This window comes from Bradyrhizobium ingae (genome assembly GCF_055791185.1).
In genome coordinates, this window is record NZ_JBVUBB010000012.1 from 101,864 (window position 1) to 115,478 (window position 13,615).

General features: G+C 62.8%; 17 protein-coding genes. 8 read left to right on the forward strand and 9 right to left on the reverse strand.

What is annotated here, in order from left to right; genetic code table 11:
• Window positions 1-104: 104 nt before the first annotated feature.
• The 6 genes from ACV1FX_RS19415 to ACV1FX_RS19440 all read right to left on the reverse strand — a co-directional run bounded on the left by ACV1FX_RS19415 (window position 105) and on the right by ACV1FX_RS19440 (window position 2,999).
• Complete coding sequence (locus ACV1FX_RS19415; protein ID WP_473119155.1) at window positions 105-404, reverse strand: hypothetical protein; 300 nt, start codon at window positions 402-404, stop codon at window positions 105-107.
• 19 nt (window positions 405-423) lie between these two features.
• Complete coding sequence (locus ACV1FX_RS19420; protein ID WP_473119156.1) at window positions 424-870, reverse strand: curlin; 447 nt, start codon at window positions 868-870, stop codon at window positions 424-426.
• Window positions 871-909: 39 nt separating this feature from the next.
• Window positions 910-1,254: a curlin gene (locus ACV1FX_RS19425; protein WP_473119157.1), complete on the reverse strand. Its 345-nt coding sequence runs from the start codon at window positions 1,252-1,254 to the stop codon at window positions 910-912.
• A gap of 33 nt (window positions 1,255-1,287) precedes the next feature.
• Window positions 1,288-1,680, reverse strand: a complete 393-nt coding sequence (locus tag ACV1FX_RS19430; RefSeq protein ID WP_473119158.1) for a curlin — start codon at window positions 1,678-1,680, stop codon at window positions 1,288-1,290.
• A 122-nt stretch (window positions 1,681-1,802) separates the two neighbouring features.
• Window positions 1,803-2,189, reverse strand: a complete 387-nt coding sequence (locus tag ACV1FX_RS19435; RefSeq protein ID WP_473119159.1) for a curlin subunit CsgB — start codon at window positions 2,187-2,189, stop codon at window positions 1,803-1,805.
• Between the two features lie 129 nt (window positions 2,190-2,318).
• Window positions 2,319-2,999 carry a response regulator transcription factor gene (locus ACV1FX_RS19440; RefSeq protein ID WP_473119160.1) on the reverse strand — a complete coding sequence of 227 codons (681 nt, stop codon included), beginning with the start codon at window positions 2,997-2,999 and terminating at the stop codon, window positions 2,319-2,321.
• Window positions 3,000-3,655: 656 nt separating this feature from the next.
• On the opposite strand from ACV1FX_RS19440, the gene ACV1FX_RS19445 reads away from it, so the two are divergent.
• Genes ACV1FX_RS19445 through ACV1FX_RS19460 form a run of 4 tightly spaced genes read left to right on the forward strand, consistent with a single transcriptional unit; the run spans window position 3,656 to window position 7,382 of the window.
• Window positions 3,656-5,086, forward strand: coding sequence for an efflux RND transporter periplasmic adaptor subunit (locus tag ACV1FX_RS19445; RefSeq protein WP_473119161.1), 1,431 nt, complete (start codon window positions 3,656-3,658; stop codon window positions 5,084-5,086).
• Window positions 5,083-5,805 carry an ABC transporter ATP-binding protein gene (locus tag ACV1FX_RS19450; RefSeq protein ID WP_473119162.1) on the forward strand — a complete coding sequence of 241 codons (723 nt, stop codon included), beginning with the start codon at window positions 5,083-5,085 and terminating at the stop codon, window positions 5,803-5,805. Before ACV1FX_RS19445 ends, ACV1FX_RS19450 begins: the two co-directional genes overlap by 4 nt.
• Window positions 5,802-7,025 (forward strand): ABC transporter permease, encoded by a 1,224-nt coding sequence (locus tag ACV1FX_RS19455; protein ID WP_473119163.1) that lies wholly within the window; start codon window positions 5,802-5,804, stop codon window positions 7,023-7,025. Before ACV1FX_RS19450 ends, ACV1FX_RS19455 begins: the two co-directional genes overlap by 4 nt.
• 51 nt (window positions 7,026-7,076) lie before the next feature.
• Window positions 7,077-7,382 (forward strand): response regulator transcription factor, encoded by a 306-nt coding sequence (locus ACV1FX_RS19460; RefSeq protein WP_473119164.1) that lies wholly within the window; start codon window positions 7,077-7,079, stop codon window positions 7,380-7,382.
• A gap of 69 nt (window positions 7,383-7,451) precedes the next feature.
• Here ACV1FX_RS19460 and atzD read toward each other — a convergent pair whose 3' ends face one another.
• Both atzD and ACV1FX_RS19470 read right to left on the reverse strand, forming a co-directional pair.
• A complete protein-coding gene (gene atzD, locus ACV1FX_RS19465) occupies window positions 7,452-8,573 on the reverse strand; it encodes a cyanuric acid amidohydrolase (RefSeq protein WP_473119165.1) in 1,122 nt (373 codons plus the stop codon).
• Between the two features lie 146 nt (window positions 8,574-8,719).
• A complete protein-coding gene (locus tag ACV1FX_RS19470) occupies window positions 8,720-8,935 on the reverse strand; it encodes a hypothetical protein (RefSeq protein WP_473119166.1) in 216 nt (71 codons plus the stop codon).
• Window positions 8,936-9,163: 228 nt separating this feature from the next.
• On the opposite strand from ACV1FX_RS19470, the gene ACV1FX_RS19475 reads away from it, so the two are divergent.
• Complete coding sequence (locus ACV1FX_RS19475) at window positions 9,164-9,970, forward strand: Crp/Fnr family transcriptional regulator (RefSeq protein WP_473119167.1); 807 nt, start codon at window positions 9,164-9,166, stop codon at window positions 9,968-9,970.
• 149 nt (window positions 9,971-10,119) lie between these two features.
• Here ACV1FX_RS19475 and ACV1FX_RS19480 read toward each other — a convergent pair whose 3' ends face one another.
• Window positions 10,120-10,677, reverse strand: coding sequence for a cytochrome b (locus tag ACV1FX_RS19480; protein WP_473119168.1), 558 nt, complete (start codon window positions 10,675-10,677; stop codon window positions 10,120-10,122).
• A 175-nt stretch (window positions 10,678-10,852) separates the two neighbouring features.
• On the opposite strand from ACV1FX_RS19480, the gene murI reads away from it, so the two are divergent.
• The 3 genes from murI (at window position 10,853) to ACV1FX_RS19495 (ending at window position 13,486) form a co-directional block, all read left to right on the forward strand.
• Window positions 10,853-11,650, forward strand: a complete 798-nt coding sequence (gene murI, locus ACV1FX_RS19485; protein ID WP_473119169.1) for a glutamate racemase — start codon at window positions 10,853-10,855, stop codon at window positions 11,648-11,650.
• A 60-nt stretch (window positions 11,651-11,710) separates the two neighbouring features.
• The gene (locus ACV1FX_RS19490) at window positions 11,711-12,484 is read left to right on the forward strand and encodes an HpcH/HpaI aldolase family protein (protein WP_473119170.1); all 774 of its coding nucleotides are present in this window, start codon (window positions 11,711-11,713) and stop codon (window positions 12,482-12,484) included.
• A 222-nt stretch (window positions 12,485-12,706) separates the two neighbouring features.
• Window positions 12,707-13,486: an acyltransferase gene (locus tag ACV1FX_RS19495; RefSeq protein WP_473119171.1), complete on the forward strand. Its 780-nt coding sequence runs from the start codon at window positions 12,707-12,709 to the stop codon at window positions 13,484-13,486.
• Window positions 13,487-13,615: the final 129 nt, after the last annotated feature.

Consider the following 13,615-nt stretch of genomic DNA (forward strand, 5'->3'; position numbering starts at 1 on the left):
TCGCCAGCAAGCTGGTCGCCGCGGCGCTGCCTGGGCGCCTGACGCTGGTCGAGCAGACGGTCGTGGAGCCAACCGGTGCGAGCCGCTAAGCGGCATCTCAATCTTCATTGCCCGGAGTGGCTGCGCAACCATTCGCGCAAGGCAGGCGGCAGATCAGCCGGATTCGTGCTCTGGGTCACGACCGCGGTATTTCCGCCGCTCTTGCGATAGACGGTCGTTCGCCCGGGCTCTTTCTCGATCCGCACTTCGGCTTGCGCGGGATCGCCGCTTTGGGTGATCACCGTCCGGCCGTTGGCATCCTGCACGATCGTGGTATGGCCGTCTCCGTCGTTGCCCGCCGATGCCGACCCCGTTCCGCCCGACACCATCATCACCACTCCTGCTGCAAACAGAATGAGCTTCATGGCAGACCTGCCTTTCTGATCATCGCCCGAACTGGAATATGGCTGCCCAGTTGAAGCGACCGAACTGGCTGACGGTCCCCCTGTTCATATCACCAATTTGCACCAGGAGGGTATTCGTCATGTTGCCCATCTGGGTGACCTGGGCGGTGTTGTTCACGCCGGACTGGCCGATCGCAGCGCTGGTCGTGGTTCCGATCTGAATAATGCTCGCATAGTTGAGGTTTCCGGTCTGGATGATCGTGGCCTCGACTGGACCCGTGCCGATCTCGATGACCTTCGCGATGTTGATCTGGCTGTTTTCCTCGATCACCACAGGCTTTAAATTGTTGCCGAACTCGACGACCGTCTCAAAACTGACCGAGCTGTTCGACGTGCCGCTCCGAAATGAGCCGGCGGAAGCCGCGGTCGTCGCGCTCATTGCGGCGACGACCGCGATCGCGGTCCGGATGTGACGACGCCAATTCATGGGACTTCCTCCCGACGTGTACGAATCGACGTTCGACTCTCACGGACTGGTCTGCGCGACGTGCGACGTGCTGTTCAGCCCGACCTGGCCGACGAACCCGGAATTCAAGCTCCCGAATTGGGAGATCGAAGCGCTGTTCGTTCCGCCAAACTGCAGGACGCCGGTCGCATTGTTGTTTCCGGTCTGGGTGACCGTCGCGCTGGTCGTGCCGCCGATCATGAATATGCCGGCCATGTTGGTCGAACTGCTCTGATTCAGGACGACCGGCGGTCCGTTGATCGAAACGATCGTCTTGATATCGGCGCTTTGCGCTCTCGCCGGGCCGTTCGCTACGCAACAGGAGACGAGAGCTGCCATCGCAGCGACCAGAAGATGCTTGTTCATCACGTGCCTCCAGATTGTTGCCGAGATCTCAGATCACGGGGCTGCCTGCAGGATCGTGGAGCCGTTCAGGAACCCGAACTGGCCCACGGCGGCCGTGTTGTTCAAGCCAATCTGACCGATCAGGCTCGTGTTGGAGCCGCCGACCTGACCGACCGCAGCATTGTTGGTCGCGGTAGGCGTCGTGCCGCCCTGTCCGATCGTCGCCGAGTTGACCGAGGACAGCGATCCGAGTTGCACACTCGTCGCCTGGTTGTTCGCACCGAATTGCAGCGTCGTCGCGGTGTTGTTCACCGGACCGCTCTGCGTGGTCGACGAAACATTCGTCGTACCGAACTGCAACACGGTCGCCGTATTATCAGCCTTCGCATCGACAGAAGCCAATGCGCCGAGCATGACGACCGTCGCGACTAGATGATTGATCCGCATGTGACTTCTCCGCCAATAGTAACTGGTCGATCCGCCGCTTCATCAACGAGCCTGATCGCAATTTTTTTGGAATATGGCCTGGGCGCGCCCGCGTGGCGCGCCCAGGTAGGTACGGGGCTGGCTTAGTGCTGCGTAATGGAGCTGAGGTTCAGGCCGCCACCGATCTGCCCAACGGCAGCGAAGTTGTTCGGCGCGCCGCCGATCGAGTTCTGGCTGATCCCGCTGGTGTTGTTGCCAGTTGCAACCTGCCCAGTGACGGCCGCGTTCGCGGCGCCGATCTGAAGCACGCCGCTGGTGTTGTTGAGCGAAGGAGAGGTCGTGCCCTGCATGGTGCTCGCACCATTCAGGATGCCGACCTGAACCGTGGTCGAGCTGTCGTTGACGTGACCCTGCTGGTTCACGGAGGAGCCGTTTACGAGGCCGACCTGGAAGGTGGTCGCGGTGTTGTCGGCGCGGGCGCCGGCGGTGAGGGCGATAAGTGCGGCGGAAGCGAAAATCAACTTACGCATGGAGTATCCCTTTCGTGCCAAGGTTAGCGGTGAGCGATGTCGTATGCAAAACTCTGCGACATCATGCGGGATACTCTGAACCGTCGACGCGGCGCTTGATAGACTGAGGTTCATGCTAGTCCGGACGGACTAGATGCCGCGCGCGACTTCGGCTCCGTTGAATGCGGCGGCACCGTGTCGTGTCGTCGCGACGTTCGGCCCGATGCTGTCGACGAGCCTCACCACCTCGATGGGCGAACGCAGCTGCAGCTTCCGCATCATTCGCGCGCGGTGCACCTTCACCGTCACCTCGCTGACATTCAACCTGGCTGCGATCTGCTTGGCGATGAGCCCCTCCGCCATGAGCAGCAATATGTCGCGCTCGCGCACCGTGAGCTCGTCGAAGCGCCGCCGGGCTTCGCGCACGACGAATTCGCGCTCCAGCCGCCTGCGATCGCGCTCCACGCCGAGTCGCACCGCGTCGAGAAGCTCCTGCTCCCGAAACGGTTTTGGCAAGAACTCCACCGCGCCGCGCTTCATCGCTTCCACCGAAACGCGAACGTCGGAATGGCCGCTGATGAACACGATCGGGACCGAAACGCCGGAGTCCGCCAGCGTTCGCTGCAGGTCGAGTCCTGTCGGCGAGGTGCCGGGAAAGCGAACGTCGAGCACCAGGCACGAGGGACCATCGGAGAGTTGCTCTGCCAGGAATTCGTCGGTCGAGCCGAACAGCCTCACTTCAAGTCCGGCATCGTGGCAGAGATCTCCAAGCAAGCTCCTTATTTGCTCATCATCATCAATCACATAGATCGTTGGCGGGCTCGTTCTCATGACCCAAAGTCTCCTCGTCCTATTCTTTTTGTCGTGAGAACCGATTCGAAGCCGGTTCCCTCACGTGCAATCAACCAATCCTAGTGCAGCCGTGTGATATTGCTGCGGGCCAGATCACACTTTCTGTGTTCCTTCCTGCTTGATGCGAGAAATTGATGACGACCTGCCGCATACGCTGGCATCGGATCATTGCTTCGCATTTGACGATGGTCATTAATCTGTCGTGGAATCACGGCCTCGCCGCCGACGACATGACGCAGCGTTGCGGATGCGGAAGGCCGAGCTTCCGTGCGACGAATGTGCTGAAGCCGCTGCCGTGTCGCCGATGTGCTCATGGTGCGCTCTCATGCACGAGCAGAAATCAGTACGCTTCGACCGGCGCATTTTGCCTCCACACCATAGCACATTTTGCAATTAGTAATTGAAAAAGGTCGATTCTGGGGCCGCATCGAATCTCGAAGTATATCCATCATCCCAAAAGTGGCGGATCGGCAGCTCACAACTTGACGTTTGTTTCATCGAGCACACACGTCCGAAGACCTAGAACCGACGACATATTGCTGGACCGTCAAGCGAAAGCACGGGAATTACCACCTGTGCGTGAGGGTGCGAATTGTGCCTGACGGTCTTCTTTTTGATAAGGCCGGGGTTTCAATATGCGTTTTGTGCCAATCCTCGTCGCGTTGGGTGGCGTGTCCGCATTTGCGGCGGCTTTTGCCATCGATCCAGCCGGTGTGCGCTCTTCGGCCGCATGGATCGCGAACCAAGCCGGACACACCTATCGCACAACCACGCAGACCATCCTGCCCGCCGTACGCGAGACGCCGACGTTCGGCTCCGACGCGCCGATGTTCCGCTACGCTTCGATCCAGCGTGGCAGCATCGAGCAGACGATCACGGTGACCGGCGCACTTCAACCGGTGAAGACGATCGAGGTGGGCTCGCAACTGTCGGGGCAGATCTCGAAGGTCTACGTCGACTTCAACGACAATGTGCGAAAAGATCAGCCACTGGCACAGATCGACCCGCGGAGCTTCGCGGCCAAGGTCGACGAAGCCAAGGCGGCGATCGAGATGGCGCACGCCAATGTCGAGCTGGAGCAGGCCAAGCTCGACCGGGGCAAGATCGATCTGGAGAATGCCAAGGGCACGAGGGCCGTGCTGGCGGCCAAGCTCGACAGTGCCCAGGCCGTGAAGGCGTCTGCGCAGCGGACCCTCCAGCGCAAATTGGCGTTGCAGTCGCAGAACGTGGTGGCGGCCACGACAGTCGAGGATGCGCAGACCGATTTCACTGCACGCCTCGCACAGGAGCGCGAGGCCGAGGTCCTCGTGACGCTGAACTCCTATGCCGTCGAAGGCGCCACCGCCGACGTGCGCCGGATCGAGGCCGAGCTCCAGCAAGCGAGGACGGCGGTCCCGGAAAAGGAAGCCATCCTCCGCGCCGCCGAGGCAGATCTCGATCGTACCATCATCCGCTCGCCGATCGACGGCGTGATCGTCGGCAGATTCATCAACGAGGGCCAGACGCTTGCGGTCGGCCTCGAGGCGCGAACCGCCTTCCTGGTGGCGCACCGGCTCGAAGACATGGAAATCCACGCCCAGGTCGATGAGGCGGATATCGGACGCATCGCCGCCGGCCAGCGTGCACACTTCACGGTCGATTCCTATCCCGACCGCCGCTTCGAAGCGATCGTGCGGCAGGTCCGCAAGGCGCCGCAGACGCAGCAGCACGTGGTCACCTACACCGTCGTGCTGTCGACCTCCAACCTCGACGGCGCGCTGCTCCCCGGCATGACCGCGCTCGTCAAGATCGTGGTCGACCGTCAGGACGACGTTCTGAAGATACCGGTCGCGGCGCTCCGCTTCCAGCCTAGCGGCACGCAGCCATCAACGGCCCAAGGTCGGGACGGCGTATGGCTGCGCACGCCCACCGGTTCGCTGAAGCGCATCGCGGTCACGGTCGGCACCGACGGCGCCGAGCAGGTCGCCCTGAAGAGCGGCGATCTGACGGAAGGCAGCCAGGTCGCGATCGGACAGGCGATCCGGCCTGCGGGCATGGAGCTTCTCGGAATAAGGTTCGGATCATGACCGCCCTGCCCGCACTGGTCAGTCTCAGATCGGTCTGCCGCACCTACCGGACCGACGGTGTCGCGGTGACCGCGGTGCGCGACGTCAGCTTCGACATCCAGCGCGGCGAAAGTCTTGCGATCATGGGCCCGTCGGGGTCCGGCAAATCGACCTTGATGAACATGATCGGATTACTCGATCGTCCGAGCGAGGGCGCGATCCTCCTGGAAGGCGGCGACGTCGCCGATCTGGCCGATGACCGCAGGTCCGAACTGCGTGCCCACGCCATCGGCTTCGTGTTCCAATCCTACAATCTTCTTGCGCGGCACAACGCGGTCGAGAACGTGGCGCTGCCGCTCGTCTACGGCGGCATCCGTCACAAGCAACGGATGCTGCGTGCCGAACAGTGCCTCGAGGCCGTCGGCATGCTGCACCGGTCGCGGCATTTTCCGCGGCAACTATCCGGTGGCGAGCAGCAGCGCGTTGCGATCGCGCGGGCCCTTGTCGCAGCGCCGGCGATCGTGCTCGCGGACGAGCCGACCGGCGCGCTGGACAGCCGGACCGGCGCCGAGATTCTGGCCCTGTTCGACGCACTCCACGACACCGGCCAGACCATCGTGATGATCACCCACGATTCCGGCGTGGCCGCGCGCTGCGAACGAACCATTCGCCTGCATGACGGCGAGGTCGTCGCGGATGAGATGCGTGCCCCAATGCCAAACAGGGTCTGGGCATCATGACCGCATATCAGGCCCTTCAGACCGCCCTTCACGCGCTGCGCCTGAATCCGCTGCGCAGTTTCCTGACCATCCTGGGAATCGTGATCGGCGTGGCCTCTATCGTGACCGTCTTCGCCATCGGCAAGGGCGCGCAGCTTCGCGTCGAGGAGCAGATCCGCTCGATCGGCTCCAACGTGCTGATGATCGAGCCGGGCGCGATACAACAGGGTGCCGTTCGCATGAAGGCGGGCACCAAGCTGACGATGACCGAGGGCGACGTGCAGGCGATCCTCGATCAGATTCCGGAGATCCAGACCGCTGCAGGTTCGGTCGCCGGCACCGGGCAAGTCATCCGGGAAGCCAGGAACTGGAACACCACGATCAACGGTACGACCACCTCGCACTTCATGGTGCGCGACTGGCAATTGTCATCCGGTCGATACTTCTCCGCGGCCGAGGAAGCGAGCGCAGCGAAGGTCGTCATCCTCGGCAGCGCCGCCGCCAAGGAGTTGTTCGCGCCGGGCGACGATCCGATCGGCGCGCAAGTCAGGATCATGCAGGTCCCGCTCGAAGTCATCGGCGTGCTCGATCGCAAGGGTCCGGCGCAGGACGATGTCGCCTTCGTGCCACTGACCACCGCCAAGCTGCGCTTTCTCGGCAGCGCGAGCGGCATCAACCGGGACGCCATCGCCTATATCCTCGTCAAGGTCGCCTCCGATACCCAGATGGCGGGCGCGACCAGTGAGATCGAAGGCCTGCTGCGGCAGCGACACAGGATCCCCGCCGGCCAGGCCGACGATTTCAAGGTCCAGGATCCCGCGGCCGCCATGGAGGCACAACAGGGCGCCATCCGCACCGTGGCGCTGCTGCTGTTCGCGATCGCCTCGGTCTCGCTCCTCGTCGGCGGCATCAGCATCATGAACGTCATGATCGTTTCCGTCACCGAACGCACCCGCGAGATCGGAATTCGCCGCGCGCTCGGCGGCCGGATGCGCGATATCCGCCTGCAGTTTCTTTGTGAGGCTCTCGTCCTTTGTCTTCTTGGCGGCGCCATCGGCGTCGTCGGCGGCGTCACGCTGTCGATGACCGTGGCGCGAATAGCCGGCTGGGTCACTGCGATCGACATGCAGTCGATCGGCCTCGCCGTTGGATTTTCAGCCGTGACCGGTGTGATCTTCGGGTTCTATCCCGCCCACATGGCTTCCAAGCTCAGTCCGATCGAAGCGCTCAAGGTGGAGTGAGAGAAATGCTGGGATGGTCACATCAACCTTCATGCCAGGGAGGAATTGGTCATGAATACAAGCGTACCGATCACACCGACGCCGCGTGAGCGCGAGCTCATGATGCTGATTGCCCGTGGCATGCAGAACAAGAACATCGCCTACGAGCTCAAGATCTCCGAAAATACGGTTCGCGCACATATCGGCAATATCATGCGCAAATACCGCCTTCAGAACCGGACCCAGATTGCCATCATCTTCGCGCTTCATGCCGCTTCACCATCACTGCGCAGTGACCTCGTGAGCGCCGCCGGTCCGACACTCGGTTCGGCTCCCGTGTCGATCCAGCATCGCAGCGTGAACAGCGCCGCGAAGTGAACGCACTATATTGGCCGACGCGAGCCGGCCGAACCACCGACGAGCACGTGGATACTCCCTCCGCTGCGCTCAATCGGAATCATCGATGAGCCGCACGATGGCGGCAACAGGGCCGCCGCCCGGGGGCCCCTGATGCTCGGCCCCGCCGGAGACGTAGACAGCGCCGGTTCCTGCAAGACCGCCGATCAGGCCGCCAACGGCGGCGCGAGCATGCCTTGTCGCGCTGATGTCGGTATCCTCCAGCATGGTATGACGGAAACCGCGGACGCTGCCGTTCGGCGAGGCCTCCGCCTTGGCGAAGATATTGACGAGCTCGCGGCCCGTATCCGCCGTCGATCCCGCCTTAAGCCCCGCGCCCGCGAGCGCCTCGATTACGGCCGCGGCATCGATCGCGTCATGCATGACGGCATGGCCGATCTCGTACGGGCTCGCCGAAGACATCGTGTTGCCGAGCACGATGACGACGTTGTGCATCAACTCGATCCCCGCCGAAGTTGAGGCGACCGATGAAAACAGATCGAACCGCCGCAGCACGTCCTCGTCGCGGGTCGCTCCCTCGATCTCTCCGAGCGCCACCGCGACGCCAAGCGCGGAGGCGCCGCGCGAATAGGCCATCGAGCTGTAGGCACTCGTCGTCACGGTTGTCTTGCCGCGCGCGGAGGCCGCCTCGACACGGTCACTGGTCAGCAGCGGGCATTTGATCTGGACGAAATGCACGTCTTTCGGCTCGGTGATGCCGGCGTCTGCCATGGCTGACACCACGGCCTTTGCCGTTTCCTCGATCTGCGCGCTGCGGCCGAGCTCCTCAGGCAGGAAATCCCGGGTCTGCGCCATGCCGATGCTGAGCCGCTTTCCAGCAAGACCAGCCGGCGCCTGCACGATGCTTCGGCGCGTGAACACGGTGATGTGCGGACTGAGCACACCTTCGGTGCCGCCCGACATCACGAATGCGATGCGCTGCTCGACCTGATGAGGCGCCAGCCCCAGATGCGGCGCAAGCGCCGCGCAGAGCGCAGCCACGGCATACTCGCGCGTGAAGTCGTTGACGCCGCCATTGCCCTCCGTCTTGCCCAGGATCGCGAGGATCGCCTTCGGATCGATCTCGCCCTGCTCGATCATCCTCAATAGGCCTGCCACATCGCCGGGCCCTTTGGTGGCAATGCGAACGACGCCGACCGATGTTGTGCGCATGCCATCCCCCTCGCGGCGCGGCGATGCAGCAGCCGACCGCGCAACGAGCATAGTGGCCGGGACGGGGATTTCCAGACTGCAAAATTTGCTGCCGCTTTCGTCAGGCTGTCATTTGAACCGCTGCACAGAATTGCAGCATGCGGCGATCAACCGGTCCCTGTGATCTGCGGCTCCAGGCGCCGCGCCGCGCGAAACTCATCCAGATGATGGATATTGGGCGCGAACGCCGCCTTCCTGGATAGGAGATGATAGACGCGCGCGACGGTCCGCTGCTTGTGCTTTGCCGCTCCCGCCGGCAAGGCACGCGCCTTGCGGGTGGCCGCAATCGCGTGCTCACGAAAATAGTCGCAAGAATCGGACATGACAGCTCACCGGACATTGCTTTCGGTGCTAACGGCCTCGAATAGGGTCCGTTCCTCTCCCGGTCAGACCGGTTTCTCGGGCTCGACGAGTGGACGATTGCCGAAACCGCCGCGCGGGCTAGAATTGGCCGCTTGCATCGAATCCGCCGGTCATCTTACTCAAACGATCCTTATCGATTTCGATTATCCGTATCCGAAAAGCACCGTCGGCTTGAGGCGTGGGGAAATATGATGGCGTCCAGCGCAGATATCTCGTCGATTTTAAACCGCATTCTCGATACGGCTGCGGACAATTTCAGGGTCGCAAAAATCCTGATGCAGATGGGCCTCGACCCCAACAACATCACCTACGACGCCCTGTTCAACCGCCTGCTGGAAATCTTACTGGCCAACATCACGCTCGCCAATCTGTTCGCCGTTGTCGGCGCGATCTTCTTCGTGGCGACCCTTCTGATGCAGACCATGGTGCCGCTGCGGGTCGCCAACATGATCGGCTGCGCGTTGTTCGCCGCCTACGGCCTGCTGTCCGGCAACATGTCGACCTTTCTGCTCTATCTGCTGCTGGTCCCGATCAACGGCGTTCGCCTCCGCCAGATGCTCAAGCTCGTGAAGAAGGCGCGCCACGCGACGCAGGGCGACATGTCCATGGAATGGCTGAAGCCCTTCATGACGGAGCGCAAGTACCGCCATGGTGACACGCTCTTCAAGATCCACGACCCAGCCAACGAGATGTTCCTGACGGTGACCGGAAAATTCCTGGTCAAGGAGATCAACATCGAGATCCCGCCTGGTCGCCTGATGGGTGAGCTCGGCTTCCTGACCCCGAACAACCAGCGCACCGGAACGGTGGAGTGCATCGAGGACGGCCAGGTGCTGACCATCACCTATGAACGGCTGCTCGAGATCTACTTCCAGGATCCACAGTTCGGCTACTACTTCCTGGTCCTCGCCAGCCAGCGCCTGCTCGAAAACATCCAGCGCCTGCAGGACCAGCTCAAGGCTGAGCGGGCGGCGACCACGAACAGGATCGCGTGAGCCTCATTGCAAGGGCAGCGATGAGCTGTTGAAGCGCTCGCCTACGCTCACTGTCATCGCCCGCCTTGTGCGCCACTTGCGCACTGGGGCGGGAAATCCAGTATTCCAGAGACGGTGACGTGATACGGAGAAGCCGCGGCGCGCTGCCCCTACCCCGCCTTCGCTTCCTCCGTCACCATCCGTACCGCGACGCGGTCGCGGCGGATGTAATGGTGCCACGCGGTGGCCGCGACGTGGACCACGATCAGAGCCAGCAGCACATAGGCAAAGAGAATGTGGCGGTCTTCATAGGCGCGCGCCGCTTCGCGGTCGGGCGAGGTGAATTGCGGCACGTGAAACAAGCCGAAGAAGCTGGAGTAATCGGGCGCATGTGCGCCGGAATGTGCCCAGCCGAGCATCGCGACCAGGATGACGATAAGATAGAGTGCCGCGTGGCTGATACGCGCGGCAAACTTTTGCCAGGGACGACTGTCGTCCGGCAGCGCCGGCGTCGGGTTACCGATGCGCCAGGCCAGGCGAATGACGGTGAGCAGCAGAACCACATAGCCGATGTCGGCGTGGATCGAGCGATAGAAGAAGCGATCGGGCCGCGCCGGCACGTGATTGACCCACCAGCCGAAGCCGATCATGCCGATGATCGCGACCGCGAGTATCCAGTGAAACCAGCGGGAGATACTGCCCCAGCCGGCAGGCGTGTTTCTGATCATGTCGGCTCCCCGAACTTTGCGGACGTCCCCAACTGCGGCGCAGCAATGGCGCGATCTGATAGCGGGCAAGCGGGGTCGAAGCGATTTGAATCGTTCCAAATTGGGCAGGACCCGTGTCCGCCGCAAAAGCGCCCCAAAAACCGAATGGTAACCATGGCAGGGCTAGGGTGACCACGTGACCGACTCTCCGACCATACTGGTGTTCGATTCCGGCCTCGGCGGGCTCACCGTGCTGCGCGAGGTCGTCGCTGCGCGCCCCGACGCTCATTATGTCTACGTCGCCGACGATGCCTTCTTCCCCTACGGCCATCACAGCGAGGACGAGATCATCGCCCGCGTGGTGCCGCTGGTCGGAGATCTGATCACCGCGCACAGGCCCGATCTGGTGGTGATCGCCTGCAACACCATGTCGGTTTCGGTCATGAGCCATTTGCGTGCTGCCTATCGCGTGCCCTTCGTCGGCACGGTGCCGGCGATCAAGCCGGCCTGCGCGCAGTCCAAGACACGACGCGTCTCGGTGCTCGGCACCAAGGCCACCGTCAAACGCGAATACACCCAGGCGCTGATCCGGGATCACGGCCAGGGCTGCGAGGTGACGCTGGTCGGCTCACCCGAACTCGCGTCGCTCGCCGAGGCGGCGCTCAGCGGTGCCACGGTCGCCGACGGCGCCATTTTCGCGGAGCTGAAGCCCTGCTTCGTCGGTAAGGCCGAGGAGACGACTGCACGCACCGACACCATCGTGCTCGCCTGCACGCACTATCCGCTGCTGCTCGACCGGTTGACCAGGCTCGCCCCTTGGCCGGTGAATTGGATCGATCCGGCTCCGGCGATCGCCCGCCGCGTTTCGGACCTGCTCGGCCCGCGCGTCACCGACCTTGTGCAGTCCGGCGCAGAGATCGTTTTCACGTCCAAGCGCAGCCATACGCTCGGCCCTGCACTGAAGCCATTCTTCGGCGGGCGCGTCCCGGCCTGACTTTTCCGGTCGCTGGCGCGCTGCTAGGTTGCGGAGCCCCTATCCCGCAGGTTCTGCGCCATGTCAGTCACGTCAACGCCGCTCAACCGTCTCCGCCAGCTCTGGCGTGAAGGTCGCCCCTCCTTTGGAGCGATCGCGACCATTCCGAGCGTGCAGACGGTGCAGATCATGGCGCGCTCGCTCGACTGGATCATCGTCGATCTCGAACATGGGCCGATCGGGCTGACCGAAGCGCACGCTATGATCGCCGCCACGACAGGCACGCCATGCACGCCGCTGGTGCGGATCGCCGCCAACGAGCCCTGGCTTGCCAAGGCCCCGATGGACATCGGTGCCTTCGGCATCAACTTTCCGATGATCACCAGCCGCGAGGAAGCCGAGAAAGCAGTGCGCAGCGTACGCTATCCTCCGCGCGGCGATCGTCTCTGGGGCCCCTTCCATGCGCCGTTCCGCTGGGGCCAGTCGATGCCTGACTACATGGCATCAGCCGACGACGAGATGCTCTGCATGATCACCATCGAGCATATCGACGCCGTCAACCGCATCGACGAGATCATGGCAACGCCCGGAATCGACATCGCAGTGATCGGTCAGGGCGATCTCGCCACCTCCATCAACAAGCGCGGCCAGATGGACGACCCCGAGCTGTTGGAGCTGATCGCCCGGGCCGAGGCCGGCATTCTCAAAAGCGGCGTGCCGATCGGCGGAGCGGCGCGTACCGCCGAGCAGGCCAACCGCCTGATCGACCGCGGCTATCGCGCCATAGCGCTTGGCTTCGACTGGTCATTGTTCCAACGCGGCATCATGACTGCTTTCGAGGGGATCAGGCGGTAGATCGCCCTTCGAGCGATTCTCAAGATCGGCTGCAGCTTACATCAAATTAACCATTTAAGGCATTGAAACGACATCATTTTACCGAAATTGACGAACCTTCTTGTGAACCCGGCCGGCCCCTGATTCATGAACCCGCTGGCTTCAACATGCCTGGTTCATGCTAGATCAGGGCGAGACGATCGACTCGTCCCACTTGTTTGAGCCCGCGGAAACCCGAGGACGATGCGCGGTACACCCAGGAAAATCTCGCTGCTGCGGCGCATGGTCTTTGACCTCATGTACGCCTCGATGGGCGTGCCCTTCGTCTCGCTGTCGCGGCCGCTCGAGATCCGCCCCCTGCTCGAGGCCCGCGCCAGCGCAAAGCTGCCGGCCGGCTGGGCCTCGATCTTCGTCAAGGCCTTCGCGCTCGTCGCCAGGGACGAGCCGATCCTGCGCACTCTCTACGCCAAATGGCCGTGGCCGGCCTTCTATGAGCTGCCCAAAAGCGTGGCGATGGTGGCAATCGCCCGCGTCGTGGATGACGAGGAATGCGTGGTGGCGCAGCGGATTGCCGGCCCGGACGCTCTGCCGCTGGCCGAGATCGACGTCCAAATCCGGCATGCCAAGGAGGCACCGCTCCAGGACGTGCCCATGGTTCGCAAGATGATGCTGGCAATGCGGCTGCCGCTGCCGCTGCGCCGGCTGGCGTGGCTGATCGGGCTCAATTTCGGCCGCCAGCGCGCCAGCTTTTTCGGCAGCTATTCGGTCACCTCGGTTGCGGCCTATGGCGGGGGCGAGCTCCACGCCATCACGCCCGGACCATTCATCCTGAGCTATGGGGTGGCCGAACCGGACCAGACCATCAATGTCGTCCTTCGCTGGGATCACCGGATTACCGATGCCGCCCCGATCGCTAGAGTCCTGACCAAGCTGGAACAGGTCCTGAACACTGAAATCGCTGCCGAATTGCGTGGCAGCCGGCAGGCTGCCGAGCCCAAGCCGATGCGGGCCGTTGCAACGTAAAAGATTGACAGGACGGCCCGATTTCTCCTAAAAGCCGCCTGCTCGCGGGCCGGTTTCGGCCCGCGAAGCGTTTCGCGACCCGTGGCCTTGTCCCTTGAAGCTTTGGGGATAGGGTCTGTCGGTGCCGGG

Coding starts and splice junctions, on each gene's coding strand:
- ACV1FX_RS19415 (WP_473119155.1), bottom strand. CDS start 404: ATGAAGCTCATTCTGTTTGCAGCAGGAGTGGTGATGATGGTGTCGGGC.
- ACV1FX_RS19420 (WP_473119156.1), bottom strand. CDS start 870: ATGAATTGGCGTCGTCACATCCGGACCGCGATCGCGGTCGTCGCCGCA.
- ACV1FX_RS19425 (WP_473119157.1), bottom strand. CDS start 1,254: ATGAACAAGCATCTTCTGGTCGCTGCGATGGCAGCTCTCGTCTCCTGT.
- ACV1FX_RS19430 (WP_473119158.1), bottom strand. CDS start 1,680: ATGCGGATCAATCATCTAGTCGCGACGGTCGTCATGCTCGGCGCATTG.
- ACV1FX_RS19435 (WP_473119159.1), bottom strand. CDS start 2,189: ATGCGTAAGTTGATTTTCGCTTCCGCCGCACTTATCGCCCTCACCGCC.
- ACV1FX_RS19440 (WP_473119160.1), bottom strand. CDS start 2,999: ATGAGAACGAGCCCGCCAACGATCTATGTGATTGATGATGATGAGCAA.
- ACV1FX_RS19445 (WP_473119161.1), top strand. CDS start 3,656: ATGCGTTTTGTGCCAATCCTCGTCGCGTTGGGTGGCGTGTCCGCATTT.
- ACV1FX_RS19450 (WP_473119162.1), top strand. CDS start 5,083: ATGACCGCCCTGCCCGCACTGGTCAGTCTCAGATCGGTCTGCCGCACC.
- ACV1FX_RS19455 (WP_473119163.1), top strand. CDS start 5,802: ATGACCGCATATCAGGCCCTTCAGACCGCCCTTCACGCGCTGCGCCTG.
- ACV1FX_RS19460 (WP_473119164.1), top strand. CDS start 7,077: ATGAATACAAGCGTACCGATCACACCGACGCCGCGTGAGCGCGAGCTC.
- atzD (WP_473119165.1), bottom strand. CDS start 8,573: ATGCGCACAACATCGGTCGGCGTCGTTCGCATTGCCACCAAAGGGCCC.
- ACV1FX_RS19470 (WP_473119166.1), bottom strand. CDS start 8,935: ATGTCCGATTCTTGCGACTATTTTCGTGAGCACGCGATTGCGGCCACC.
- ACV1FX_RS19475 (WP_473119167.1), top strand. CDS start 9,164: ATGATGGCGTCCAGCGCAGATATCTCGTCGATTTTAAACCGCATTCTC.
- ACV1FX_RS19480 (WP_473119168.1), bottom strand. CDS start 10,677: ATGATCAGAAACACGCCTGCCGGCTGGGGCAGTATCTCCCGCTGGTTT.
- ACV1FX_RS19490 (WP_473119170.1), top strand. CDS start 11,711: ATGTCAGTCACGTCAACGCCGCTCAACCGTCTCCGCCAGCTCTGGCGT.
- ACV1FX_RS19495 (WP_473119171.1), top strand. CDS start 12,707: ATGCGCGGTACACCCAGGAAAATCTCGCTGCTGCGGCGCATGGTCTTT.